Annotated in this window: 18 protein-coding genes; 10 read left to right on the plus strand and 8 right to left on the minus strand. The window is 73.0% G+C overall.

All coding sequences use genetic code 11. From position 1 onward, the window contains the following. Positions 1-37 precede the first annotated feature (37 nt). The 5 genes from dacB to O7627_RS01830 all read left to right on the plus strand — a co-directional run bounded on the left by dacB (position 38) and on the right by O7627_RS01830 (position 9,088). A complete protein-coding gene (gene dacB / locus O7627_RS01810) occupies positions 38-1,468 on the plus strand; it encodes a D-alanyl-D-alanine carboxypeptidase/D-alanyl-D-alanine-endopeptidase (RefSeq protein WP_278098115.1) in 1,431 nt (476 codons plus the stop codon). A gap of 90 nt (positions 1,469-1,558) precedes the next feature. Further along, a complete protein-coding gene (locus O7627_RS01815; RefSeq protein ID WP_278091755.1) occupies positions 1,559-2,629 on the plus strand; it encodes a zinc-dependent metalloprotease in 1,071 nt (356 codons plus the stop codon). A 142-nt stretch (positions 2,630-2,771) separates the two neighbouring features. Continuing rightward, positions 2,772-3,854 (plus strand): tRNA lysidine(34) synthetase TilS, encoded by a 1,083-nt coding sequence (tilS, locus tag O7627_RS01820; RefSeq protein ID WP_278098116.1) that lies wholly within the window; start codon positions 2,772-2,774, stop codon positions 3,852-3,854. A 20-nt stretch (positions 3,855-3,874) separates the two neighbouring features. Then, positions 3,875-5,506, plus strand: coding sequence for a gamma-glutamyltransferase family protein (locus O7627_RS01825; RefSeq protein WP_278091756.1), 1,632 nt, complete (start codon positions 3,875-3,877; stop codon positions 5,504-5,506). Positions 5,507-5,767: 261 nt separating this feature from the next. Beyond that, a complete protein-coding gene (locus O7627_RS01830) occupies positions 5,768-9,088 on the plus strand; it encodes a S8 family serine peptidase (protein WP_278091757.1) in 3,321 nt (1,106 codons plus the stop codon). A gap of 123 nt (positions 9,089-9,211) precedes the next feature. Here O7627_RS01830 and O7627_RS01835 read toward each other — a convergent pair whose 3' ends face one another. Next, the gene (locus tag O7627_RS01835) at positions 9,212-10,174 is read right to left on the minus strand and encodes a helix-turn-helix domain-containing protein (RefSeq protein WP_278091758.1); all 963 of its coding nucleotides are present in this window, start codon (positions 10,172-10,174) and stop codon (positions 9,212-9,214) included. Between the two features lie 156 nt (positions 10,175-10,330). Here O7627_RS01835 and O7627_RS01840 point away from each other — a divergent pair, with 156 nt between their 5' ends. From O7627_RS01840 to folE, 4 genes are all read left to right on the plus strand, one after another. Next, a complete protein-coding gene (locus O7627_RS01840; protein WP_278091759.1) occupies positions 10,331-10,468 on the plus strand; it encodes a hypothetical protein in 138 nt (45 codons plus the stop codon). A gap of 121 nt (positions 10,469-10,589) precedes the next feature. Further along, on the plus strand, positions 10,590-11,165 hold the full coding sequence (gene hpt / locus O7627_RS01845; protein WP_278091760.1) for a hypoxanthine phosphoribosyltransferase: 576 nt from the start codon (positions 10,590-10,592) through the stop codon (positions 11,163-11,165). Positions 11,166-11,459: 294 nt separating this feature from the next. Continuing rightward, positions 11,460-13,481: an ATP-dependent zinc metalloprotease FtsH gene (gene ftsH, locus O7627_RS01850; protein WP_278091761.1), complete on the plus strand. Its 2,022-nt coding sequence runs from the start codon at positions 11,460-11,462 to the stop codon at positions 13,479-13,481. 2 nt (positions 13,482-13,483) lie between these two features. Next, positions 13,484-14,149: a GTP cyclohydrolase I FolE gene (folE, locus tag O7627_RS01855; protein WP_278091762.1), complete on the plus strand. Its 666-nt coding sequence runs from the start codon at positions 13,484-13,486 to the stop codon at positions 14,147-14,149. Between the two features lie 34 nt (positions 14,150-14,183). On the opposite strand, the gene O7627_RS01860 is transcribed toward folE, so the two are convergent. Both O7627_RS01860 and O7627_RS01865 read right to left on the minus strand, forming a co-directional pair. Next, positions 14,184-14,762 carry a hypothetical protein gene (locus tag O7627_RS01860; RefSeq protein WP_278091763.1) on the minus strand — a complete coding sequence of 193 codons (579 nt, stop codon included), beginning with the start codon at positions 14,760-14,762 and terminating at the stop codon, positions 14,184-14,186. Further along, positions 14,759-16,663, minus strand: coding sequence for an FtsK/SpoIIIE domain-containing protein (locus O7627_RS01865; RefSeq protein WP_278091764.1), 1,905 nt, complete (start codon positions 16,661-16,663; stop codon positions 14,759-14,761). Before O7627_RS01865 ends, O7627_RS01860 begins: the two co-directional genes overlap by 4 nt. Positions 16,664-17,009: 346 nt before the next feature. Between O7627_RS01865 and O7627_RS01870 the strand changes: the two genes are divergently transcribed. Beyond that, positions 17,010-17,459, plus strand: a complete 450-nt coding sequence (locus O7627_RS01870) for a hypothetical protein (RefSeq protein WP_278091765.1) — start codon at positions 17,010-17,012, stop codon at positions 17,457-17,459. A 15-nt stretch (positions 17,460-17,474) separates the two neighbouring features. Here O7627_RS01870 and O7627_RS01875 read toward each other — a convergent pair whose 3' ends face one another. Genes O7627_RS01875 through O7627_RS01895 form a run of 5 tightly spaced genes read right to left on the minus strand, consistent with a single transcriptional unit; the run spans position 17,475 to position 25,617 of the window. Further along, complete coding sequence (locus O7627_RS01875; protein ID WP_278091766.1) at positions 17,475-18,083, minus strand: hypothetical protein; 609 nt, start codon at positions 18,081-18,083, stop codon at positions 17,475-17,477. A gap of 16 nt (positions 18,084-18,099) precedes the next feature. Next, positions 18,100-19,239: a M23 family metallopeptidase gene (locus O7627_RS01880; RefSeq protein WP_278091767.1), complete on the minus strand. Its 1,140-nt coding sequence runs from the start codon at positions 19,237-19,239 to the stop codon at positions 18,100-18,102. Further along, positions 19,236-19,784, minus strand: coding sequence for a hypothetical protein (locus O7627_RS01885; protein ID WP_278091768.1), 549 nt, complete (start codon positions 19,782-19,784; stop codon positions 19,236-19,238). The genes O7627_RS01880 and O7627_RS01885 overlap by 4 nt, the downstream gene beginning before the upstream one ends. Before the next feature lie 6 nt (positions 19,785-19,790). Further along, on the minus strand, positions 19,791-21,698 hold the full coding sequence (locus O7627_RS01890; protein ID WP_278098117.1) for an MFS transporter: 1,908 nt from the start codon (positions 21,696-21,698) through the stop codon (positions 19,791-19,793). 58 nt (positions 21,699-21,756) lie between these two features. After that, on the minus strand, positions 21,757-25,617 hold the full coding sequence (locus O7627_RS01895; RefSeq protein ID WP_278091769.1) for an ATP-binding protein: 3,861 nt from the start codon (positions 25,615-25,617) through the stop codon (positions 21,757-21,759).

The following is a 25,617-nucleotide window of genomic DNA, read 5'->3' on the forward strand; positions in this document are numbered from 1 at the left end:
GAGCCGGCCGGGTCGGGCCCGGCGGCTCGCGGTACCACTGGTCCTCGTCCTCGTCCTGCTGCTCGGGCTGGCCGGGGTCGCGGTCGTCCGGCCGGGACCGGTCGCCGGCTGGCTGGGCGCTGAGCCGACCACCCCCACCACCGTCCCGGAACAGCCCGAGTCACCGCCGCCGGCCGTGCTGGCCGCGGCCGAGGCCACCGCCCCGCTGCCCACCCGGGCCGGCGTCGAGGCCGCGCTTGAGTCGCTGGTGACCGCGGCCGCGCTGGGCGACCGGGTGAACGTGTCAGTAGTCGACGTGGCCACCCGGGAGTCCCTCTACGACCACGACGGCGACACCCCGACCGTGCCCGCCTCGACCACCAAGCTGATCACCGCGGTGGCGGTGCTCGCCGCCCGCGGCCCCGGGTACCGGATCAAGACCCGGGCGGTGGCCGGCGCCCAGCCCGGCGAGGTGGTGCTGGTCGGCGGCGGCGACCCCACCCTGGCCATCAACGGCACCTCCTTCTACGCCGGGGCGGGCCGGCTCGACCGGCTCGCCCGGCAGGTGAAGGAGGCGATGGGCGGCACGGCGCCGACCCGGGTGACCGTGGACGGCTCGCTGTTCAGCGGTCCGGTCTACGAACCGGGCTGGGACGACGACATCCCCACCGGCGGGTTCGGGGCCCCGATCACCGCCCTGATGACCGACGGGGCGCGGCTCGATCCGAAGGACAAGGCGAAGGGGCCGGCCAGGTCGTCGACGCCGGACCTGGCGGCCGGCCGCTCGTTCGCGAAGGCCCTGGGACTGCCCGCCTCGGCGGCGCGTCGGGGCGCCGCCCCGCCTGCTCCTTCGGCATCCGGCGCGAGCCCGACCTCGGCGAGCGCCGCCCCGGTCACCCCCGGTACGGAACTCGGCAGCGTCGAGTCCCCACCCGTCGTCCGGCTGGTCGAGTACATGCTCGCCGACAGCGACAACGTGGTGGCCGAGGCGTTGGCCCGCCAGGTGGCGCTCGCCCGCGACCAGCCGGGTTCGTTCGAGGGCGCCGCGGCGGCCACCGAGGCGGTGGTCGCCGAGCTGGGACTCACCGACGGCGGCGGCACCCTCGCCGACGGCAGCGGGCTGTCCCGGACGAACCGGATCACGCCGGCGCTCCTCACCGACCTGCTCGCGCTCGCCGCCGACGGCTCCCGGCCGGAGCTGGCCGGTCTCTTCAGCGGGCTGCCGGTGGCCGCCTGGTCGGGCACGCTCAGCGAACGCTTCGCCGGCCCCGCCGCCGCGACCGCCGGTACCGCGGCCGGCGCCGGAGTGGTCCGGGCCAAGACGGGCACGCTCTCGGGGGTACACGCGATCTCCGGGACGGTGACCACCGCGGAGGGCCGGCTGCTGGCCTTCGCGGTGCTGGCCGACCGGGTGCCGAGCGGCCCGGAACAGGCGCAGCCGGCGCTCGACCGGATCGCCGCGGCGCTGGCCCGTTGCGGCTGCCGCTGACCGGGCGCACCAGGCCCCCGGAACGGCGGATCCGCCGGCCGCGCGGCCCGAGCCCCGGTCCGGCTACCGGAGCGCGGGTACGGTGGTTGCATGGCGCAGTTCGTGGACTGGGATCTGGCCGCCGCTACCGCGGGGGCGTTGGGTAAGTCCGGCCCCCGGGTCTCGTACGACGAGGCCACCGAGGTCGTCGCCGACCTGCGGCGGCTCACCGACGAGGCGGCGGAGCACGTGGTCGCGTACACCGGGCTGCGGCCGCAGGTCGAGTTCCCCCCGGTGCGGGTGGTGGACCGGCGGGACTGGGCGGCCACGAACATCGCCGGGCTGCGCGAGGTGATCACGCCGCTGGTGTCCCGGCTCTCCGGCGACCGGCGGCCGGGAGCGTTCGGCGACGCCATCGGCTCCCGGCTGACCGGGGTGCAGGCCGGCACGGTGCTGGCGTACCTGTCCGGCCGGGTGCTCGGGCAGTACGAGGTCTTCTCCACCGACCCCGGGCAGCTGATGCTTGTCGCCCCGAACATCGTCGAGGTGGAGCGGAAGCTCGAAGCCGACCCGCGCGACTTCCGGCTCTGGGTCTGCCTACACGAGGTGACCCACCGCACCCAGTTCACCGCCGTGCCGTGGATGCGCGGCCACTTCCTCGGCGAGGTGCAGGCGTTCGTGGACGCCTCCCAGGCCGGCGGCGAGCACTTTCTGGAGCGACTGCGCCGGGGCGTGGGCACCCTCGCCGACTCGATCCGCAACCCCGACGGCCGGGCGAGCGTGCTGGACATCGTGCAGACGCCCGGGCAGCGCGCCGTGCTCGACCGGCTGACCGCGCTGATGACCCTGCTCGAAGGGCACGCCGAGTTCGTGATGGACGGGGTCGGCCCGCAGGTGGTGCCGACCGTGGACCAGATCCGCGCCCGCTTCAACCGGCGCCGGGAGTCCGGCAACCCGCTGGAGAAGGCGATCCGCAAGCTGCTCGGCGTCGACGTGAAGATGCGCCAGTACGCCGAGGGCCGCAAGTTCGTCCACGGCGTGGTCGAACGGGTCGGCATGGACGGGTTCAACAAGGTCTTCAGCTCACCGCTGACCCTGCCGCGGCTGGAGGAGCTGGCCGACCCGGACGCCTGGGTGGCCCGGGTGCACGGCCCGGTCGGCCCGATTCCGGCGATCGGCTGACCGGATCGCCGTGGCGACGCTCGCGCCGTCGGTCGCGGCCATCCGCCTCGCGGTGCGCCGGGCACTGACCAGCTTGCCGGCACCCGCCGCCGCCCACGTCCGGCCACCGCACGACGCCGCGTGGCCGCCCGCGGAGGCGGAGCTGTCGGGCGGTGGAGGGGCGAGGGCCGGTGAAAGTCCGCCGGGTGGGCTGGTGCTGGTCGCCTGTTCGGGGGGCGCCGACTCGCTGGCGCTCGCCGCCGGCACCGCCTTCGTCGCCCGTCGGCTGGGGCGCGCCGCCGGCCTGGTCACGGTGGACCACGGGCTGCAGGCCGGCTCGGCGGCGCGGGCGACCGACGTGCTGCGGTGGGCCGAGAAGATCGGCCTGGCCCCGGCCGAACTGGCGACCGTGACGGTGGCCGGCCGGCCCGGCGGCCCGGAGGCCGCCGCCCGGGAGGCCCGCTACCAGGCGCTGGTCGAGGTGGCCCACCGGCATGGTGCGTCCGCCGTGCTGCTCGGCCACACCCGGGACGACCAGGCCGAGACAGTCCTGCTCGCCCTCGCCCGGGGCGCCGGGCCGCGCGGCATCGCCGGCATGCCGGAGCGGCGCGAGTTGGCCGGGGTGACCCTGCTGCGGCCACTGCTGGCGGTGAGCCGGGAGCAGACCCGCCAGGCGTGCGCGGCGCTCGGCCTGACCCCCTGGGACGACCCGCACAACGCGGACCCGCGCTACCGCCGGGCCCGGGTCCGGTCGGAACTGCTGCCGGCGCTGGTGGGGCAGCTCGGCCCCGGGGTGGTCGGGAACCTGGCCCGCACCGCCAGCCTGGTGGCCGCCGACAACGCCGCCCTCGACGAACTGGCCGCCGCCGCGCTCCAAGCCGCCACCGTCGCACCGGGCGTCGGGCCGGGCGTCGGGTCAGGAACCGGCGGGTCGGACCTGGCCGCCGCGCCGGGCCCGGACCGGAACCGGGAGGCCGGCCGGACGCTCGCGGCGGCGGCGCTGGCCGGGCTGCCGGCGGCGATCCGGACCCGGGTGCTGCACGCCTGGGCACGTGAGCTGGGGGCGGCGCCGGGCGCGCTCTCCCATCGGCACGTCGAGGCGCTCGACGCCCTGGTCACCGGCTGGCGCGGCCAGGGCCCGACCCAGCTGCCCGGCGGCATCGTGGTGTCCCGCCGGGGCGGGACCCTGCTGGGGTGCCCGGGCGGACCGGCAACCGAACCGGCACCGGAGGAGCTACCCGGCTGAGCGCCGGGTAGACAGGTGGCATGCCGCACCCCCGACAGCCGATCTTCGCGCCGCGCGGCGCGGTCGCCACCAGCCAGCCGCTCGCCGCGACCGCCGGCCTGGCCGCGCTGCGGCGGGGCGGGACCGCCGTGGACGCCGCGCTCGCCGCCGCGATCACTCTCACCGTGGTCCAGCCCGGTTCGAACGACATCGGCGGCGACCTGTTCGCGATCGTCTGGGACGGCGACCGGCTGCACGGGCTCAACGCCTCCGGCCGGGCACCAGCCGCGCTGACCCGGGAGGCGGTCCTGGCGGCCACCGGGGCCGGTGGGGCGGCGCCGACCGAGGCGCTCGGCGGCGCGCAGGCCAGCGGACCGGCGATGCCGACCGCGGGCTGGTTGCCGGTGACCGTGCCCGGCGCGCCGGCCGGTTGGCGGGATCTGCACGACCGGTTCGGCCGGCTGCCCTTCGCCGACCTGTTCACCGATGCGATCGGCTACGCCGAGGGCGGCCATCCGGTGGCGCCCACCGTCGCGGCCGGTTGGGCCCGGGCGGTGGCCGCCCACGCCGCGCTGACCGGACCCGAGTTCGCCGAGTGGCGGCGGGTCTTCACGGTCGACGGTGGACGCGCGCCGCGGGCCGGCGAACGGTGGCGGAACCCGGACGCGGCGCGCACCCTGCGGGCCATCGCGGCCAGCGGGGCGGAGTCGTTCTACCGGGGCGAGATCGCGGCGGCGCTGGCGGCGCACTCCGCGCGTACCGGTGGGTTGTTGTCCGGCGCGGACCTGGCCGGACATGCCTCGACCTGGGTGTCGCCGGTGTCCGTCGGGTACCGCGGGCATGAGGTTTGGGAGCTGCCACCGAACGGGCAGGGGGTGGCGGCGCTGCTCGCGCTGAACATCCTGGCGGGGGTGGACCTGGCCGCCATGCCGGTCGAGGAGCGGCTGCACTGGCAGATCGAGGCGATCAAGCTCGGCTTCGCCGACGCGCACGCCTACGTGGCCGATCCGGACCGGGTGCCGGTGCCGACCGGGGAGCTCCTGTCGGCCGGCTACGCGGACCGGCGGCGGGCGCTGATCGGCCCACGGGCCGGGGAGCCGGCGCCGGGCCTGCCGGCCCGCGGCGGCACCGTGTATCTCTGCGCGGCCGATTCGGCCGGAATGATGGTCAGCCTGATCCAGTCGAACTACCTGGGATTCGGCTCCTACCTGGTGCTGCCCGGCCACGGGTTCGGCCTGCAGAATCGTGGCGTCGGTTTCAGCCTGGACCCGGCACACCCGAATGTGGTCGAGCCGGGCAAGCGGCCTTTCCATACAATCATTCCCGGTTTCCTGACCCGCGGCGGCGAGCCGGTCGGACCGTTCGGGGTGATGGGTGGTCACCTGCAGCCGCAGGGACACGTCCAGCTGGTTTCGGCCACGGTGGACGGCGGGCTCGACCCGCAGGCGGCCCTGGCCGCCCCGCGCTGGTACTGGCACGCCGGCCGGTCGGTGCTGGTCGAGCCCGACCTCGGCGAGAAGGTGGCGGCGGGGTTGCGGTCCCGGGGCCACCTGGCCACCGTCGGGAGCGAGCCGGCGATCTTCGGGCACGGGCAGGCCATCTGGCGGTTGGCCGGCGGCGGGTACGTGGCGGGTACCGAGCCGCGTACCGACGGGTCGGCCGTCGGGTACTGAGGGGAATGCTGTCGGTTACCGGATTGCCGGTTGCCGGGGTTGGGGCCATGCTCCCGATTCGAAGCCTTAATTCCCATCGGTGGTGGGTCTCAGGTATCGATTCGACCAACTGCGGTACCAGCCGCGGCCGGACATCTGTTGTTTGACTATTTCCCATGCAACGATGCCGGAACCCCCTGTCACCGTTCGGTCAACGTGACTGACTCGGTCCGCCGACGTTGGAACGGTGCTGCACTACCAAACCCTTGAGAGGGGAACCGGATGCGAGATCCAAAGTGGCTGCGGGCCGGAATCGCCGCCGCCCTACTGCCACCGCTCGCGGTCGTCGCCTGGGCCGCTCCGGCCGCGGCGGCACCGGCGGGTGACCTGACCGCCACGCCGATCGCGGTCAAGTCCCGTGAGGAGGCGGCCAAGGCGCCGACCAGTCGGCTCGCCGAGACCGACCGCTCCCTGCTCGGTCGCAAGGACGCCGAGCCGGTGGCGGTGCTGGTCAAGCTCGACCACGACCCGGTGGCCACCTACGCCGGCGGGGTGGACAACCTCGCGGCCACCAGCCCGGCCGTGACCGGGCGCAAGCTCACCGGCTCCGCGCCGGAGCGCAGCTACGAGAACTACCTGGCTCGCCAGGAGGCGGAGTTCGTCGCCGACCTCGACCGCGCGGTGCCGGGAGCGGACGTCGGCCAGCGGCTGAGGACCGTCTACGGCGGCGTCTCGGCGACCGTACCGGCGAACAAGATCTCGGACCTGCTGAAGATCGACGGCGTGGTCGCGGTGCAGAAGGACGAGCTGCGGCAGCCGCTCACCGACTCCAGCACCGAGTTCATCGGTGCCGACTCCCTCAACGACGAACTCGGTGGTGCGAGCAACGCCGGCGAGGGCGTCATCTTCGGGGTCCTGGACAGTGGCGCCTGGCCGGAGCACCCCTCCTTCGCCGACCAGGGCAACCTCTCCGCCCCGCCCGGTCCGGCCCGGACCTGCGACTTCGGTGACAACCCGCTGACTCCGGAGACCGACGTCTTCGAGTGCAACAACAAGCTGATCGGCGGGCAGCCGTTCATCGACACCTACAACGCGGCCGTCGGTGGCGAGGTCTACCCCGACTCGGCCCGGGACAGCGACGGCCACGGCACCCACACCGGAACCACCACGGCCGGCAACGTGATCGACAACGCCCCGATCTTCGGGGTCGAGCGCGGCCCGGCGCGAGGTGTCGCCCCGGGGGCCTGGGTCTCGATCTACAAGGTCTGTGGCACCGACGGCTGCTTCTCCTCGGACTCGGCGGCCGCGGTGGCCCAGGCCGTGCTCGACGGCGTCAACGTCATCAACTTCTCCATCTCCGGCGGCGCCAACCCGTTCTCCGACCCGGTGGAGCTGGCCTTCCTGGACGCGTACGCGGCCGGGGTGTTCGTGGCGACCTCGGCCGGCAACAGCGGCCCGGGCGCGGCGACGACAAACCACGTCTCGCCGTGGGTGACGACCGTTGCCGCCTCCACCCAGACCCGGGAGTTCAGCTCGACGCTGACCCTGAAGTCCGGAACCGAGACGCTGGTCCTGCGCGGCGCGTCGGTCACTGCCGGCGTCCCGACCGACACCCCGGTGGTGATGGCCTCGGCGGCGCCGTACGGGGACGCGCTCTGCCAGGCGCCGGCCCCGGCCGGCAGCTTCGCCGGCAAGATCGTCGCGTGCCAGCGGGGGGTGACCAGCCGGGTCAGCAAGGGTTACAACGTCGCCCAGGGCGGCGCGGTCGGCATGATCCTCTACAACCCGTCGCTGGCCGACACCAATACCGACAACCACTGGCTGCCGACGGTGCACCTGGCCGACGGCACCGAGTTCGTGGCCTGGATGGGCTCGCACAGCGGGGTGACCGCCAGCTTCACGGCGGGTCAGAAGCGCGCCGGTCAGGGCGACGTGATGGCCGCCTTCTCCTCCCGCGGTCCGGGGGGCTTCGGCATCAAGCCGGACATCACCGCGCCGGGGGTGCAGATCCTGGCCGGCCACACCCCGACCCCGGACACCATCGACGGCGGCCCGCCCGGGGAGTTCTTCCAGGCGATCGCCGGCACCTCGATGTCCTCGCCGCACATCGCCGGCGCGGCCGTGCTGATGAAGGCGCTGCACCCGACCTGGACGCCGGGGCAGATCAAGTCGGCGCTGATGACGACGGCGACGCAGGACGTGGTCAAGGAGGACCTGACCACCCCGGCCGATCCGTTCGACTACGGCAGTGGCCGGGTGGACCTCACCACCGCCGACAACCCGGGCCTGACCTTCGACGAGACCGCCGAGCGGATGCTCGCCCTCGGCAACGACCCGGTCAACGCGGTGCACCTCAACCTGCCGTCGGTGAACGCCCCGGTGATGCCGGGCAAGCTCACCACGGTCCGCACCGCGACCAACGTGACCAACCGGACCCAGTCCTACCGGGTCTCCGCCAGCGCACCGGCCAAGAGCAAGATCACGGTGAGCCCGAGCTCGTTCAGTTTGGCGCCCGGCAGGTCCGTCAACCTGAAGATCACCATCTCCTCGACCGCGCCGACCGCCCAGGTGTTCGGCGAGGTCAAGCTCGACGCCACCCGCGCCGGGCTGCCCACCCTGCACCTGCCGGTGGCGTTCGTGCCGCAGCAGGGCGACGTCGCCCTGACCAGCAGCTGCGGGCCGGCCCAGATCACCTGGTTCGGCAAGAGCACCTGCACGGTGACCGCCACGAACAACTCGTTCGGGGATGCCACCGTGGACCTGAAGTCCACCGCCAACCTGCACCTGCTGGTCTCCGGCGTGAACGGCGCCAGGAAGACCAGCCCGTGGACGGTGGAGAAGAAGGACGTGGCGCTGGCCGGCGCGCAGCCGGGCGATCCGTCGTTGAGCCCGGGCACCATCGCCGGATACCTGCCGCTGGCCGCGTTCGGCATCGCGCCGGAAGCCGTCGCCGACGAAACGATCCTCAACTACGACGTGCCCGGGTTCGTCTACGGCGGCCAGACCTACACCAGCGTCGGAGTCACCTCCAACGGCTACCTGGTGGTCGGCGGGGGCACCTCGCAGGACGTCGAGTACGACCCGCCGGCGATCCCGGACCCGAGTCGGCCGAACAACGTCCTGGCGCCGTTCTGGACCGACCTGAACGGCACCGGCGCCCAGGGCATCCGGATCGGCACGCTGACCGACGGGGTGGACACCTGGCTGGTCGTGGAGTGGAACGTCTTCGTGTACGGCACCACCTCCAACCGGACCTTCCAGGTCTGGATCGGGGTGAACGGCACCGAGGACATTGCCTACGCCTACAACCCCGCCGCCCTGCCGGCGCTGCCGGCGGCCCAGGCCACCGTGGTCGGGGCGGAGAACGTCAACGGCACCGGCGGTGACCAACTGCCGGCGGGTACGGCACCGACCCAGGACCTGCGGGTGACCAGCAGCGACCCGGTTCCGGGCGCGTCGGTCTCGTACACCGTCCAGGTCACCGGGGTGCTGCCCGGCACCGGCGTGCTCGCCACGTCGATGGACGCCGACACGGTTCCCGGCACCACCCAGGTGTCGTCGAACGTCGAGGTCCGATTCCGTACCGGCGGCTTCCTGCCGTAATCGGGCCGGCCCCGGCGCCGTCGGGGCCAGCCAGCTCGGGTGCCCCACCACCGGTCGGTGGTGGGGCACCTGGCATTCGGAGCCGGTCCGCCCGGCTCCACGGCGTGGGCCGCGGTCCCCTGGTCAGCCCGCCGGGACCCGGTCGCGGAAGGTGGCCCGGTAGGCCTGCGGCGTGGCGCCGATCCGGCGCCCGAAGTGGTGCCGCATGGTCGCCGCGTCACCGAAGCCGGCCCGGGTGGCCACCGCCTCGACGCCGAGGTCGGTCTCCTCGAGCAACTGCCGGGCCAGCAGGACCCGCTGATTGGTGAGCCAGTCGTGCGGGGTGGTCCCGGTCTCGGCCCGGAACCGACGGGCGAAGGTACGCGGTGCCATGTGCGCCCGGGCGGCCAGTTCGTCCACCGTCACGTTGCGGTCCAGGTGACCCATCAGCCAGGTCAGGATCGGCTCCAGGGTCGCCGCGTCCGGGGTCTGCGGGATCGGCGCCTCGATGTACTGGGCCTGCCCGCCGTCGCGGTGCGGCGGGACCACCATCCGGCGGGCCAGCTTGGTGGCCAGCGCCGAACCGTGCTCCTGCCGGACCAGGTGCAGGCAGGCGTCGATGCCGGCCGCCGTACCGGCGCTGGTGAGGATCCGGCCGTCCTGCACGTACAGCGAGTTGCACCGGACCTGGGCCAGCGGATAGCGCTGGGCGAGTTCGTCGGCGTACCGCCAGTGAGTGGTGCAGGCCCGGCCGTCCAGCAGCCCGGCCTCGGCCAGCACGAACGCCCCCGAGCAGACGCTGAGCACGTACGCGCCGCGCTCGGCGGCCCGGCGGAGCGCCTCGGTCACCACCGGTGGCACCAGGGTGCCGTCCGGATGTGCCGGTACGGCGACTAGATCCGCCTGCTCGACCGGCCCGAGGTCGGCGGTCGGGGTGATGGTGAAGCCGGAGCGGCAGCGGACCGGTCGGCCGTCGGCGGTGCAGAGGTCGAAGCGGTAGCCGGGGAAGCCGTCGGCGGTCCGGTCGGTGCCGAAGACCTCGCAGAGCACGCCGAGCTCGAAGGCGGTCACCTGATCGAGCGCGAGGACGGCGACGTTTCGCAGCATGCCGACCAGCCTAACCGTTCGCTGGCAGAAATTCGAGGGTGTATGGCATGACTGCCACTGTTGCTCGTCCGGCGTCACCCGCAGACTGGATTCAGACGTCCGGTGCGCACCGGCGGCGAACCCTCCGAAGGCATTACCCGAAAGGTGGCCGCCGCCATGGAACTCCTGATCCTGATCGCCTTCTTCCTGATCCTGGCCGCCGCCAGCGCGGCCGGACTCACCGCCGACAGCCGCGACTCCGCGGACTGGAAACCCACCGAGCGTGGCCACCGGTGGCGCTCACATAGCTACTGACCGGGTCCGCGTCGCGACGGAAAGCGCCGGCCGGTGGCGGCCTGCGCCACCGGCCGGCCGGCGGCGTACGCGGTACCCGCCCCGACGGCGGGCGTCCGGCGGCGTACGGCAGGCTAGGGCCATGGCTGACGGCTCCTGGTACGACGCCGACATCGACCACGTGATCATCACCGAGGCGCAGATCCGTGAGAAGACCGCTGACCTCGCCAAGCAGGTATCGGCCGACTACGCGTCGGTGGCCGACGGGCTGCTGCTCGTCTGTGTCCTCAAGGGCGCGGTCATGTTCATGGCCGACTTCGCCCGGGCGCTGGGGCGGCACGGCCCCCCGGTCGAGCTCGAGTTCATGGCCATCTCCTCCTACGGGCACGGCAGCACCTCGTCCGGGGTGGTCCGCATCCTCAAGGACCTGGACCGGGACATCGCCGGCCGGCACGTGGTGGTCGTCGAGGACATCGTCGACTCCGGGCTGACCCTCTCCTGGCTGCTGCGGTACCTCGAATCGAGATCGGCCGCCAGCGTGGAGGTGGTCGCGTTGTTCCGGAAGCCGGAGGCGGTGAAGGTCCCGGTCCCGGTGCGCTACGTCGGATTCGACATCCCGACCGAGTTCGTCGTCGGGCACGGCCTCGACTTCGCCGAGCGGTACCGCGAACTGCCCTTCGTCGGCGTACTCAAGCCCGAGGTATACGCCCGGGCCTGAGAGCGGGCTGAGCCCCAGCCGGGCGTCCGTCAAGCGGACGTACAGCCCATTCTCAGTAATCCCGGCTACCGTATCGGTCAGGTGGCGTTCGCGGGGCATGCCTCTCGATCGCGACTGCGGGGCTCGCGGGCTCGCCGCGGGTACTCAAGGTGTACCGTCGAATAACCGTGGCGCGGGTACGTGGACGCGCTCCGGGGTCGGGGCCGGCGCAACGCCGGCCACGGCGGCGACAAGTCATTCAGACGGTCAGGACGTCGATCAGGAGGGTCCGGGCGCTCGGCGCTCGACAACAGCATGGAACGTACGCGTTTCTTCCGCCGCCCGGTGGTCTGGATCATCCTGGTGATCATCGGTGCCATCGCGCTGAGCTCGTTCTTCACCGGCGGGCCGAGCTATCACAAGGTCGACACGACAATCGCCCTCGACAGGCTGAACACGGTCGAGATCGAAAAGGTCAACTTCCAGGACAAGGAGCAGATGCTCCAGCTCGACCTGGCTCAGCCGGAGACCTTCGGCGACACCGAGACCGACAAGATCGAGGCCCAGTTCCCGTACGAGGTAAGCGACGAGATCTGGAACCAGGTGCTGGCGGCCAAGGCGGCCAACCGGGTGACCGGCCCGGCCAACGCCGAGGTCTCCAGCGACAGCGTCTTCGTGACCCTGCTGGTCAACCTGCTGCCGATCGCCATCCTGGTGATCCTGCTGCTGCTGTTCATGTCGCAGATGCAGGGCGGCGGGTCGCGGGTGCTCAACTTCGGCAAGTCCAAGGCGAAGATGATCACCAAGGACACCCCGAAGACCACCTTCGCGGACGTCGCCGGCTCCGAGGAGGCGGTGGAGGAGCTTCACGAGATCAAGGACTTCCTCCAGAACCCGGCCAAGTACCAGGCCCTCGGCGCCAAGATCCCGAAGGGCGTGCTGCTCTTCGGCCCACCCGGTACCGGCAAGACGCTGCTGGCGCGGGCCGTGGCCGGTGAGGCCGGAGTGCCGTTCTACTCCATCTCCGGATCCGACTTCGTGGAGATGTTCGTCGGTGTCGGCGCCAGCCGGGTCCGCGACCTGTTCGAGCAGGCCAAGGCGAACGCGCCGGCGATCGTCTTCGTCGACGAGATCGACGCGGTCGGCCGGCACCGCGGCGCCGGCATGGGCGGCGGCCACGACGAGCGGGAGCAGACCCTCAACCAGCTGCTGGTCGAGATGGACGGCTTCGACACCAAGGGCGGCGTCATCCTGATCGCCGCCACCAACCGGCCGGACATCCTCGACCCGGCACTGCTGCGCCCGGGCCGGTTCGACCGCCAGATCCCGGTCGACGCCCCCGACATGGAGGGCCGCAAGGCGATCCTGCGGGTGCACGCCAAGGGCAAGCCGTTCGCCCCCGACGTCGACCTGGACGCGGTGGCCCGGCGTACGCCCGGCTTCAGCGGAGCCGACCTGGCCAACGTGATCAACGAGTCGGCGCTGCTCACCGCCCGGAAGGACAAGCGGGCGATCAGCAACGAGGCGTTGGAGGAGTCGATCGACCGGGTGGTCGCCGGCCCGCAGCGCCGCACCCGGGTGATGGGCGACAACGAGAAGAAGATCACCGCCTACCACGAGGGCGGCCACGCGCTGGTGGCCTGGGCGCTACCGCACGCCGCACCGGTGCACAAGGTGACGATCCTCTCCCGTGGGCGGTCGCTCGGACACACCCTGGTCCTGCCGACCGAGGACAAGTACACCCAGACGCGGGCCGAGATGGTCGACACCCTGGCGTACGCCCTCGGCGGCCGGGCCGCCGAGGAACTGGTCTTCCACGAGCCGACCACCGGCGCCGGCAACGACATCGAGAAGGCCACCGCGCTCGCCCGGGCGATGATCACCCAGTACGGGATGAGCTCCAAGCTCGGCGCGATCAAGTACGGCACCAGCGGCGACGAGCCGTTCCTCGGCCGCAACATGGGGCACGAACGGGACTACTCCGACTCGGTGGCGGCCGAGATCGACGCCGAGATGCGGGCGCTCATCGAGCTCGCCCACGACGAGGCCTGGGAGATCCTGGTCGAGTACCGCGACGTGCTGGACAACATCGTGCTGGAGCTGATGGAGAAGGAGACCCTCTCCACCGGCGACATGGCCCGGATCTGCGCCCGGGTGGCCAAGCGGCCGCCGATGGCGCCGTACAACGGCTTCGGCAAGCGGCAGCCGTCCACCGAGCCGCCGGTGCTCACGCCCGCCGAGAAGGAGACGCTGAAGGCGCAGGCCGAGGCCGACGGTGCGGAGGCGACGGTCGGTGGCGGCTCGGCCAACTCCGCCAACTCGGATGGTCCGCACTGACCGTGTCCGCCTCGGCGACCGAACCGGACGGCGACGACACGCTCGACTACCTCGCCGCGCGGCTGGTCGACGGCAAGCTCACCGGCACCCCGGTCGAGCAGGCCGTCGACCTGCCGCGGATCGAGAAGGCGGTCCGGGAGATCCTGATCGCCGTCGGTGAGGACCCGGACCGGGACGGCCTGGTCCGCACCCCGGCCCGGGTGGCCCGCGCGTACGCCGAGCTCTTCGCCGGACTGCGGGTCGACCCCGCGCAGGTGCTCACCACCACGTTCGAGGCCAACCACGAGGAGCTCGTGGTGGTCCGGGACATCGACGTGATGAGCCTCTGCGAACATCACCTGCTGCCGTTCCGGGGGACCGCCCACGTCGGGTACATCCCCGGTGCCAGCGGCCGGATCACCGGCCTGTCGAAGCTGGCCCGCCTGGTCGAGGTCTACGCCCGCCGCCCCCAGGTGCAGGAGCGGCTCACCGCCCAGGTCGCCGACCTGCTGATGGCCCGGCTCGACCCGCGCGGCGTGGTGGTCGTGCTGGAGTGCGAACACATGTGCATGGCGATGCGGGGCATCCAGAAGTCCGGCGCGAAGACCATCACCTCGGCCGTACGCGGCCTGCTCAAGGAGGACGCCAAGTCCCGCGCCGAGGCGATGTCGTTGATCATCCACTCCTGACCCGGTCGGGCCCAGATGCGTACCGACCGTCGGTTCAGCTCAGCAGCGTGACTGCGGCGACGCCCAGGCAGCCGACGAGGGCGACCACGATCACGGCCAGCAGGACGAGGTGGCGTGCCGCGGCTCGACGGCGGATGGCCGCACCGAGCCGGACCGACCAGCCCGCGCCGACCATCCGGCCGTCGGTCGCCGCGACCGTGGTCCTGGCCTGCCGCAACGCCGCCAGCACCGGCTCCGGCCCGGCCGCCATCGGCTCGGCCACCGCCGCCAGCTCGGCCGCCGTCGGCCGCAGGTCGTCCTCGGGTACGCCAAGGGCGCGCAGCTGGGCGTGCTGCAGGGCGAGCCGGGCGCGCAGCCGGGCCAACTCGTCACGGGCGGCCCGGATCGTCTCCGCCGGTCCGCTGCCCGCCGGTCCGCTGCCCGCCGGCTCCGACCCCCGCCGGACGGCGTCCAGCCGCTGCGCCGCGGCCAGGTAGTCCTGCCAGTCCACCTCCTCGCCAGCCAGCAATCGACCCGTACCGGCGGTGGTGCCGTCCGCGGTCCGGCCGTTGCCACCCCTGGTGCCGGTGCCGGTACCGTTCCCGGTGCCGGCGGTACTGCTGTCGCCGGTCATCGGGCCGCCCGTTCGCCCGCGTCCCGCAGCCGTTGCCGGATCCGCCAGAGCGTCTCCGGCTCGGCGTGCGGGTCCGGGAAGTGGATGAGACGCTCGTGCCCTCGGGTGGCGCCCCGTGGGCCGCCCAGGCCACCGGCGGTGTTGACCACCGCCGTGCCGAGCGGCAGGCCGGCCGCTGAATCGTTCGCCGGCTCCAGCACCGCGGCGCCACCGGGCAACGCCACCCGGACCGGACACTGGCCGTGGATCGCCTCCCAACCGTCACCGGACTGCTGGGTCGGCACCACCGCGCCGTTCGTGGATCGACCCGCCCCGCCGACCGGTGCGCCCGCGAGCAGCAGGTGCATCCCCTGATTGCGGCCACCTCGGGCGAGCGTCGCCAAGAGCTGGACGGCCTCCACCGCAACCGGGTCCGACCGCCCGCGCAGCGCGTGGAGATCGTCGATGACGCAGAGCACCCGGGGTACGTCCCCACCGCCGGGCAACTCGACGAGGCGGCGCACGCCGGCGGCCTGGCAGGCGGCGAGCCGACGCGCCAACTCGTCCCCCAGCTCCCGCAGCACTGCCAGCGCGTGTTCCGGACCGGTCCCGGCCCGGGACAGGTGCGGCAGCCGGGTACCGTCCCGGTCCAGGGTGAGCAGGTCGGCGAGCGGGGCGGTGGCCGCGAACGTGGTCGCGTACAACGCGAGGTCCGCCGGCCGGTACCGGGCGCAGAGCCCGTAGACGACATTCACCAGGAACGCGGTCTTCCCCGAACCGGACCGTCCACCCAGCAGCCAGTGCGGAGTGAGTTCGCTGAACCGGAGCGTCACCGGCCGAGCCCCGTCATGGCCGACGGTCGTGGTGAGTCCCGCCGAGCCGGTCTCCGCCCAGAGCCCCGTGGACGGCTCCGGAAGCAGATCGGCAAGGCTGTGCCGCGGACCGGCGAGGGACCGGGCGGCCAGTTCGGCACAGACCCCGGCCAGCAACCGCGCCGGCGGGTCACCGTCCAGCAGGACCGGGGCGTTGAGGCCGGTGACCGCCAGCCCCCGGGCCGGGTCCGCGAACGAGCCGCCGGGTGGATTCCCCAGCAGGGCATGCTTTTCGCGTACGGCGATCGCGGTGGCCCGGGGCAGCGCCGGCACTGCCGTGCGGACCTCGGCCGGCGCGTCGGCCGGGCCGCGCCCGGCAGCGGGTGGCGCCGGCGGCCAACCGGCGACGACCAGGTTCAGACCCGCCTCGGGACCGTGCCGGGCGAGGGAACCGAACCGGGCCAGGTCGGCGGCCCCGATCGGTTCGGGTAGGGCGGCCACCACCAGCAACAGGGTGCGGTCATGCCGGTCCCGCCGGGTGGCGCCCGACCGGGCCGGACGGATCCACTGCTCGGCCTCGGTCAGCAGGGTTCGGAGGGAGTCCAGGTCGGTGGCCGGCGGGGGCAGCAGCCCGGCGTCGGCGAGCGGCGCGAACGGAGCGAAGACCGGTCCCGTGCCAGCGCCCGCGACGGCCCGGACCAGCAGCGAACCGGCGGGTGTGGCGGCCAGCAGCCGAACCAGCAGGGCTCGGAGCAGGGCGGCCACCCGGGGATCCCGGCCGTCGGTGTCGATGCTCAGGTGGCCGGCTCCGAGCAGCGGCACCAGCGCGGGAAAGCGTGCGTCGTCGAGCGGCTGTGCGGTGCCAATCCGGACGAACATCGGCGTTCCAGGGCCATTCAGCGGGGTCCTCGCAAATCGGCTGGCCAGCGGAGCGCCCAGCCATCCGGGGGCGAGCAGCGCGGCCGCCGCCCGCAGCCGGCGGGCCACCTCGCGCTGCTCGCGCAGGTCCGGAACCGCCGGCGGAGCGGCGTCAAGTGCGGCCTCGGCGGCGGCGGCGATGGCGGCAGCCTGCCGATGCAGGGCGGCGGCCTGGTTGATCCGGGCGTCCACGCTGGCCACCCCCTCTGCGTGTGGTCGTGGCTGGCGACCCGTCTGGACCAAGACGGTAGCCCCTGTCGGGCCCGGTTCGTCGGATCCGCTCCGGCCGGTCCCGGCCGGGATCTTGCGCCAACTGCGCATCGTCACCTCCCGACACCTTTGCGTTATGAATCCGGGATTTTGACCCATTGGGCGTCGACGCCGGAACCGATAACCTCGAAGGGTGGAATCAGGGCAGCCTCCCGTCGGCTCCCAGGTGTCCCGCGTACCGGCGCAGCGGACTCCGCCCGTCGGGGCCGACGCTCCACCGGCGCAGCCCCCACCCGCCCCCACCCGCCCCCGCCGCCTGCTCCGCCGGGTGATCATCATTGCCGCGGCCGGGTTCGCTGTCTTCGGCCTGATGGGCGCCGTCACGGCCTACGTCATCTACGACAAGGCCACTGCCCCCGACCGGAGCGCACCCGACGTCGTGGTCAGCAACTACCTCCGGGCCTACCTCGTCGACCGGGACGAGGCACAGACGAACCTCTACGTCTGCAACGGCGATGCGCCAGGCCTCGAACCGATGCGGGCGCTTCGCGCCGAGGCGGAGCGTCGAGAACGGGAATTCGACGTCAATGTCCGGGTGGTCTGGGGTGCTCTTGACCGCGCCGCGACGGAGCGGGGAGAGACCGTGCAGACCACATTGAGAATCGGCGGGTACTCGGCAACGGACGGCACCTCGCGCAGTAGCCGACAGGAACGGTGGGAGTTCGAGGTGGTGGAGCAGGATGGTTGGCGGGTGTGCGGAGCTCGCGAGTTAGGTTGACCTGGACGCGGGCCGTCACTCGATCCAGAGCAGGTGGACCGGTACCTCCAGGGTGGTCGGCGGCTGGCCGCTCCAGGCCCAGCGGTACCACTCCAACTCCGCCGTGACCCGGACGCAGATGTCGCCGTCCGTGCCCGAGTAGACCTCGGTGACCGCCCGCAGGTCGCGGCGCTCCTCGCCGTCGACGACCTGGACCACCCGACGGCCCGATACCGCGTCGGCGTCCACCACCGGGACCGGGTCGGGGTGGGCGGGCGCGTCCAGCGAGACGAGCCGGGCCAGCACGTCCGCCCGGCCCGGTGGGCTGGTGTCCGGCCGCTCGCCCGGGATCTCCACCCAGACCCGATCGGCGGGTACCAGCGGCGCGAAGACCTCAATCTGTTCCGACTCGGCGCGGTACCACTCGTGCTCCGGGATCACCGGCACGTAGGTCCGGCTGTTCTGCACCACCCGCTCATCCGCCCGCAGATCCGAACGCCAGCCGTGCCCCGGCAAGCCGACCAGCACGCGCCGGCCGCGCAGGTCGATCCGGTCGGCAGCGGGCACGATCACCACCGGCCGGGGCGGGCGGGGCGCCCAGTCGGGCTGCCCCGCGAACGGATCGGGCAGCGGATCGCCGGTCACCGCACGCCCTGGCTGGTCATCCGACCCCTCGCAGCGGAGCGCCCCGGTCGCGCATGAACGGGGCCGGGTCGATCGCGCCCCGGCTGCTCCGGTCGCCGTTGAGATGCACCTCGAAGTGCAGGTGCGGGCCCGACGAGTTGCCGCTCGAACCGACCTCGCCGATCACCTCGCCCGCCTGGACCATGTCGTCGACGTTAACCCGTGGCTTCCTGACCAGGTGGCAGTAACGGGTGATCACGTTGCCGGCGTGCTTGATGTCGACGAACCAACCGCACCCGCCCTTGCCCGGAAAGCCGTCGACGTTACAGCTGTGCCGGCCTCGGCGGTCCTCGTCGCAGGTCGAGACCAGTACCCGCCCGGTGGCGGCCGCCCGGATCAGGGTGCCCTTCGGCGCGGCGATGTCCACTCCGTTGTGCGACGGGCGCTGAGCCGTGCGGAATCCGGAGCCGACGCCTCCCGGGATCGGGGCGGTCCAGCCCGACGCGGCGATCTCCCCGGCCCGGGCGCAGCGCAACTCCTCGCCGCCACCGCCGACCGCTCGGGCGGCACCGTTCGTCAACGCGTTGACGATCTCGGTGGCCAGCCGTTCGTGCTTGGCGTAGGCGTCCGGATAGGCGCTGATCTGGACCCGCTGGGCCGCCCGGGTCACCGTCGAGGTCTGCCAGCCGGGGATGGTCTTCAGCTTCTCGTAGAACTTGCGCGACGAGTAGGCGGGATCCTGCAGTTGGGCCGGCGTCCCCCAGCCCTGGCTCGGGCGCTGCTGGAACAACCCCACCGAGTCATGGTCGTTGCGGGCGCCGAGGTGCGGCAGGTTGGAGAGGCTGGATTCCTGCATCGCGGTGGCGATCGCGATCACCCAGCCGCGAGGGGGAATCTTCATCTCCGCGCCGACCCGGATGATGGTCGCGGCGTTGCGCATCTGGGCGTCGCCGTACGGCCCGATCCGGGGGAGTTCGTCCCGGAACTCGACCGGGCCGTCCTCGCCGCAGCCGAAGGTGCTGGCCACCGGGTTGTCCAACTCCTCCTGCAGTTCGGAGAGGAGAAAGGCGCCGCTGCCACCGGTGCAGCAGAGCAGCAGGAACGCCCCGGTCAGGGCCATCGCCAGACCGGCCAGTCGGCGTGGTGGGCGCGGTGGCCCGGTCTGCGTCGTGGTCATCCCCGCTCCCAGTCCACGGTGTCGACAAGCCATCGCCCCTCGGGCGCCACCAGTTCCAGCCGGAGTCGGCCCGAGTCGACCGGCAGGGTCACCTCGACCAGCCGGGCGGTCTGTGGAATCACCACCGGGTCGCCGGTGAGCCGGTCGGCGGGCACCGCGGACGGGTCCACCCCGGCGAGGTTCTCGGCCAGTTCGTCCGTGGCCAGCGGGCGCAGCGCGGCATGCCACCGCTCCGCGGTCGTGTTCTGGTGATCGAGCCAGGCGGCCGCGAACTGCCGGGCAACGGTCTCCGGCTCCGCCGCGCCGGGACTCGTGCTCGGCTCCGGCGGCGGTCCGGTGCCGAGCACGCCGTCATCGCCCGCGCTGGGGTGCACGGTGGCGATCGGCTCGACCGGCGCGCCGGTCACCCCGGATTCCGACCCGAACGGGCCGGTTACCAGCCGAGCCGTACCGATGATTCCCAGCACCACCACCGCCAGCGCGAGCGCGATCCCGACCCGGGACCGCAGCAGCCGGGTGAACAGGAATTCGATCGCTCGTCGCACCCGGGATCACCTGGCCTCGGAACGCACCCGGGGCGGCGCCGACGACTGCGTCGGCGTTGACTGGCTGGGCAAGCGCCGGGCGGAGTCGGGTCGGTAGACCACGTAGGAGGGCGCCTCCTCGGGCACGTCCGGCTCGGTCCATTCGGCGGCTCGCCGGCGCGCCGGCCGGGCGGTACCGCCCGTGTTCCGTTGCGGCCCGCCGCCCGGAGCGGCTGTGTCGCCGGGCTCGGGCGCCTCCCTGCCGTCGGGACGGGAGGCGACCGAGTGACTCGGGTCCTCCAGCCGGGCCTCCGGGCGCAGCCGGCTCTGCTCGGCCGTCGCCGGAGCCCGGCGTCCCATCTTCGGCTCGGCGGTGCCGCCGGGCTCCGCGGGGCCGAGCCGGGCGGACGTGCGCAGGTCGAGGAAGAAGCGCCGGTGCCACGAACCGGCCGAACCGAGCGCCTCGCTGCCGTCCTTACCGCCGAGCTGGGTGATCCGCCGGTACGGCCGCAGCAACAGCCAACCCACCACGCCGGTCAGCCAGACCAGCACCACCTGCAGCCAGCCCGGCAGGGTGGCCGTACTCATGATCAGATCGACGGCGAAGAGGTAGATCGCGGCGCCGGTACCGAAGATGGCGATGTTGAACACGGCCGCCACCACGGCGTTGCCCAGCCGGCGCAGTCCCGCGCTGGCCGGCCTGAGCAGGCCGATGGTGCCGAGGATCGGGGCGGCGATCACCGCCCAGCGGAAGATCAGGAACCCGAGCAGCACCAGCAGCGCGGCGGTGAGGTCGAACATGGCGAACAGGACCGAAGCCAGCAGCGCGATGAAGCCCGAGCCCAGGCGGTCCATGTCCCGGGCCCCGCGCAGATGGTCGTACGCCTCCGGGTCCTCGGACTTGATCTGTCGCGCGACCTTCATCCACTGGTTCTGCTTGGCCTTGATGGTCGCCTCGCGGTCCGCCGGGTTGGACCGAAGCCGTTCGGCTTCCTCCCAGGTCAGTGCCTTGGCGTCGTATAGCGCCCGGCCGTACCGTTGCGCGGTCTCGCTCTCGGAGGAGCCCAGGACGCCGCGCAGCCAGTTGCGGTAGAGCATGGTCTCGGTCGAGGTGTCGCTCGCCCGGACGGCGGGCAGCCGGTTGTCGCCACAGGAGCCCGGGTCGTCGCACTGGTCCGGTGGGATTTCCTTTGGTCGTGGGCCGACCGCCTCGTGGATCACGGTGAGTGAGGTCATCAGGGTGCCGTCGGCGATGTTCGCGGACTTCACCGGCCAGGCCGCGATGGCAGTCACCGCGACCATCACCAGCACCGCCCAGCCGGCCGTGGTCATCGCGCTGCTCATGTCCGACTGACGGGAGCGCCAGAGCAGGTAGAGCCCGACGACGCAGAGGGTGATGATGCCGAAGACGCCGAAGACCTTCTCGTAGACCGCCTCGGTGGCCTGCTCGACCAGCGGATCGGCCCAGGACCACATGCTCTGCGGATCCCAGGCCCGCTCCCGTACCGCGTTCGAGGCGCCGATCACCCCGGTGGCGATCGTCATCTCGACGGAGGCGATCTTGTTGATCGCCCGGGTGCCCGGATCGAGCACCCCACTGGCGCAGCCACCGTCGTCGTCGTACGTCTCGAAGCTGTAGCCGGCGTAGCCGTACTGGCTGTAAAGACCGCTTACCCCGGACCCGGTGGAGGGATCGGGCCGGCTGCCGAACCAACCCGGCAGGCCGGACTCCGGAGAGGCCGGGGTCGGGGCCTCCAGACACTGCAACTCCGCGGAGCCGACGTCCTCCAGCCGGTCCACGCAGGCGCGGAAGTTCGCCCGCCACTCCTCCGTGCTACACAGGCCAGCGGGCTGCGCCGAGACCGGTGGCGCGGTGACCGGCGGCGCGGCGACGGCCGGTCCGCCCCGGAAGGCCGGCCAGGAGACCGTCGCCATCGCCAACAGGGCGACGGCGAGAAGCAGCGCGGCGGGGCGCGATCCGGTCCGCGTCACGTCACTCCTCCAGTTCCGGGATGTTGGTCGGGAGGTTCGACTGGATCGCCGCCGCGGTGGCCGGGGTGGTGTCGAGATGTTCGAGCAGGCCCTGGACGTACGAAACGTCCACCCGGACCTTCTGCACCCGGCCGTCCACGTCCCGCATCACGAACTCGCGGAAGCCGAGCCGGGCGGCGGACGAGGCGTCCACCGCGGAGAGCGAGGCGAGGGTCGCCTCGTAGCCGTCGTCGACCGGGACGCGGAGCAGCCGCAGCGCCTCCGAGGCGATCTCGGTGTCCTCGGCGATCCGCCCGACGAAGACGGTGGAGACCAGGTTCTGGACGTCGAGACCGAGGATGTCGCGGGGGTTCTGCGAGGCCACCAGCGCGGCCAGGTTCCACTTGCGGGAGTCGCGGGCGAGCCGGACCAGGAACGATCGGCCGGAGCGCCAGCCCTCCATGAAGTGCGCCTCGTCCAGCCCGACCATCTTCCGCGACGACATCAGCCCGCCGTAGCAGCGGCGCACCGCAAGCCGATGTGCGGTGTGCAGCATCGGCAGGGCCAGCGCCTCCTCGGCCGACCAGTACTCTCGTTCGATCTTCAGGTCGGGTAGCCGGAGGCCGGCCATGGTGATGACGGTGAGCGCGGCGTCGGCACCGAGCAGTCCGGGTGGTTGGCGCCCGAAGAAGAGCAGCGCCAGCGGCATCTCGGCGGTGTCGAGCAGGAGGTTCGCCAGTTCCCTGCCCTCGTCGTTGTCCAGGCCGGAGAGGCAGACGACGACGTCGTCGAGGGTGGAGGTCTCCTCGGCGGGCACCTGCCGGACGGCGTGTCGCAGCAGGGTGGCCGTGGAGGCCTCCCGGGCCACCTGCGGCGGTACCAGCATCATGCAGATGTCCTGGACCAGCATCCGCCGCTCGGCCCGGGCGTTGGAGACCGCGATCTCGAACTCCCGGTCGCCGCTGGCGCCGACCGGGAACTCGCTGCGCAGTGGGGTGGGGATCAGCGAGTACGGCGCCAGGGTGCCCTGCTCGGAGCCGGTCAGGTTGAGCACCCGCGAGAACGGCCGCAGCTCGGGCATGGCGCAGAGCCGGGCCAGCGGGCCGGACGGGTCCAGCAGGGTCACCTGTACGCCGCGCCGGGCGGCCAGGTAGCCCAGCGCGCCGAGCAGGGTGGACTTGCCGCCGCCCGGCTCGGCGACGAAGACGGCGAGCCCGGATCGCTCCCGGACCTCCATCGGGAAGTGCAGGTCCAGGAAGACCGGTCGCCGGCAGGTGCCGGCGGTACGCCCGATCAGGTCGCCACGCCGGTCGCCGACCGTGGATGCCGCCTGCGGCAGCGCGGCGGCGAGCAGCGGCACCGGCATCCGGCGCAGGTAGCCGGTGTTGGCGATCGGCTCGCCGGGGATGAACTCCCGGGCCAGCCAGTCCTGGTTCTTGGGATGCTGCAGGGAGATCCGCAGTTCCCGCGAGTAGAGCTGGATCAGCCGCCTGGCCCGCTCCAGGCATTCCTCCCGGCTGCGTCCGCCGACCGCGATCCGGTGCCAGCCGTGTGCCCGGGCCGAGTCGACCGGCAGCCCGGTGGTCATCTCGTCGCCGATGACCAGCGCCCGCTTGGCCAGCCGCTCCAGTTCGGGCGGCGCGTCGATGCCGTGTTCGTGGTAGTCCAGTTGTTGTGAGCGAATCATGCGGAGCCGGTGTTCCAGGTTGCGGAACGAATCGCCGGAGCCGAGGACGTCCACCCGGGTGGAGAGCTCCATCGGCCACGGCAGCCGCTCGTGGAAGTGCAGCCAGGGTTCGTGCCGTTCCGGGATCTCCAGCGGCTCCATCCGGCCGACGGCGAGCACGGCGACGTGCCGTTCCTCGCCGGTCATCCGGTTCACCAGCTTGACCGTCGAGCCGTACGGGGTGCGGTAGCGCTCGACCTGCTCGGTCAGGGCCAGCAGGTCGCCGCGTTCCCATTTGCCGTTGGTGACGGGGGAGAGGGTGCCGGGCGGCGCCATGCAGAGCGCGACCGACCGGTAGAGCAGCCATTCCAGTTCCTGGGCGGTGACCCGGCGCCCGCGCATGCCGAACGCGCCAAGCACCTCGTCGAACTGCTCGACCGTGCGGCCGAGCTTGCGGCGCTCACCCTCGGCGGTGCCCCGGCCGAAGGTGCGCAGCAGGCGTTCGGTCAACGAGTCGCCGAGGGACCGGCGGGCGAAGGTGACGCCGAGGTAGGTCTGGCCCTCGGCGTGGTTGACCGACAGCAGGTGGCGCTGGGCGGCGACGAGGTGGTCGGACCAGCTCACCGAACCCGGCACGGTGGCCAGCGGGTGCGGGGTGTGCGCGTCGACCGTGCGGGCCCACTCGTCGGCCGGGAACGGGCGGGTGGTCCGGCGCAGGTGCAGCCGGAAACCGGCGAGGCCCGCGTACTGCTCCGAGATGGCCGCCAGGAGGGCCTCGCGTTCGGCGTCCGGGCGGAACGCCCACCGCACCTCCGGTAGCCAGTACCAGGCGGTGACGGTGTTCGGGGTGAAGGTCAGGTGGCCGGCGATCTCGGTGATGGCCAGTTCGACCGCCGGATCCCGGTCGCCGAACTTGATCTTCGGTGGTCGGACCCGGATCGGCTTGCTGGCGTCGACCGCCCGCTTCCGGTCCCGGCCGGCGCGGGCCGGCGCCCGGCCCGGACGGTCGGGCGCCTTCTCGGTACGTCGCAGGGCCCGGTTCGCGGTCTGGTCGACCTGGTCGACCGGCGGATCGTCGACCGTCCGCAGGTCCGACCGGCTGCGGTGGCCCTGGGAACTTCGCTGACCCGGCAACGGTTGATCGGGCCGGCCGGCCGGTTCGGCATCGAACTCATCCGGCCAGTCCAGCGGCTGTGGGCCGACCGGGGTGCCCGGACCGGTCGGATCCGGCGTAGCCGGCGCCTCCCGCGGCCCGATCCGGTCCGTCGGGGACGGCGGTGGAGAGGCAATGGGGGGTGCGGTCGCCAGCCGGGCTGCGGCGCCGGTCGGGGCCGGTGGTCCGGGCGGCGCGGTGGCCGGCGCTCCGGGTGGCGCGCCATCCGCCGGCAGCGCGCCACCGGCTGGCAGCGCGCCGCTCGCCGGCTGGGCGGCGGTGACCGGTTGGGTGGGAGGCGCCGCTGATGTCCGAGGCGCTGGCCGGGTGGGAGGTGTCGGCGGCGCGGGAGGGGCCGGACTACGCGGACTCACGGCGGGGCCGGTCCGGGGCGGCTGGGTGGCTGGTTCCAGCGTGGCCGGTCCCCGCGGCGCCGGAAGTCTGGCCGGCTGGTCCGAGATCCGGTTCCGGTCGGGCGCGGCCGGGCCGCTGCGGGTATCGGGGCCGGTCGCCGGTCCGGGCTGGCCGTCGCCGGGCGGGTGCGCGGGCTGCCGGGGGTGGTTGAGTTCGGTGACCGGCACCGCTTCGGCCAGCAGGTCGTCGGCGGGCCAATTCGGTGTGGCGGGCCGGCGGTCGGCCGCTCGGGGTCCGGGAAGATCGGCCGGCACGGCTCCCCGGCCGGAAGGGCGGTCCGAGCCGGCGGTGTCGTGCCCCCAGCCATCCCGGATCGGTGCCGGACCGCTCACCGGGCCGGACCGGGGGGCCGGTGGGAGGGGCGCGCTGCCGAACAGATCGAGGAAGGGGGAGTCGATGTCGGGGTGCTCGACCGGTCTCGGTGCGGGCCGGGCTGACCGCCCGGTCGGGGCCGGCTGTCGACCGCGGGCCGGTTGGGGGGCCTGGAACACCGCCACGCCACCGCTTCCGGTGCCGGTGACCAGCGGATCCTCCACCGGCAGCTCGTCATCAAGATCAGACTCGACGTAGCCGATCGATTGCTTACCGTTACCGGCGCTCTCGCCCGACTGGCCGGCCGGGTCGGAACCCGGCGGATATCGGCGGGTCAT

Origin of the sequence: Solwaraspora sp. WMMD1047 (assembly GCF_029626155.1) — a bacterium.
GTDB lineage: Bacteria > Actinomycetota > Actinomycetes > Mycobacteriales > Micromonosporaceae > WMMD1047.

Bases quoted from the DNA above. Each gene is read 5' to 3' on its own strand.
- O7627_RS01815 (WP_278091755.1), top strand. From the start codon at position 1,559: ATGGCGCAGTTCGTGGACTGGGATCTGGCCGCCGCTACCGCGGGGGCG.
- O7627_RS01825 (WP_278091756.1), top strand. From the start codon at position 3,875: ATGCCGCACCCCCGACAGCCGATCTTCGCGCCGCGCGGCGCGGTCGCC.
- O7627_RS01830 (WP_278091757.1), top strand. From the start codon at position 5,768: ATGCGAGATCCAAAGTGGCTGCGGGCCGGAATCGCCGCCGCCCTACTG.
- O7627_RS01835 (WP_278091758.1), bottom strand. From the start codon at position 10,174: ATGCTGCGAAACGTCGCCGTCCTCGCGCTCGATCAGGTGACCGCCTTC.
- O7627_RS01840 (WP_278091759.1), top strand. From the start codon at position 10,331: ATGGAACTCCTGATCCTGATCGCCTTCTTCCTGATCCTGGCCGCCGCC.
- hpt (WP_278091760.1), top strand. From the start codon at position 10,590: ATGGCTGACGGCTCCTGGTACGACGCCGACATCGACCACGTGATCATC.
- ftsH (WP_278091761.1), top strand. From the start codon at position 11,460: ATGGAACGTACGCGTTTCTTCCGCCGCCCGGTGGTCTGGATCATCCTG.
- O7627_RS01860 (WP_278091763.1), bottom strand. From the start codon at position 14,762: ATGACCGGCGACAGCAGTACCGCCGGCACCGGGAACGGTACCGGCACC.
- O7627_RS01880 (WP_278091767.1), bottom strand. From the start codon at position 19,239: ATGACCACGACGCAGACCGGGCCACCGCGCCCACCACGCCGACTGGCC.
- O7627_RS01890 (WP_278098117.1), bottom strand. From the start codon at position 21,698: ATGGCGACGGTCTCCTGGCCGGCCTTCCGGGGCGGACCGGCCGTCGCC.
- O7627_RS01895 (WP_278091769.1), bottom strand. From the start codon at position 25,617: ATGACCCGCCGATATCCGCCGGGTTCCGACCCGGCCGGCCAGTCGGGC.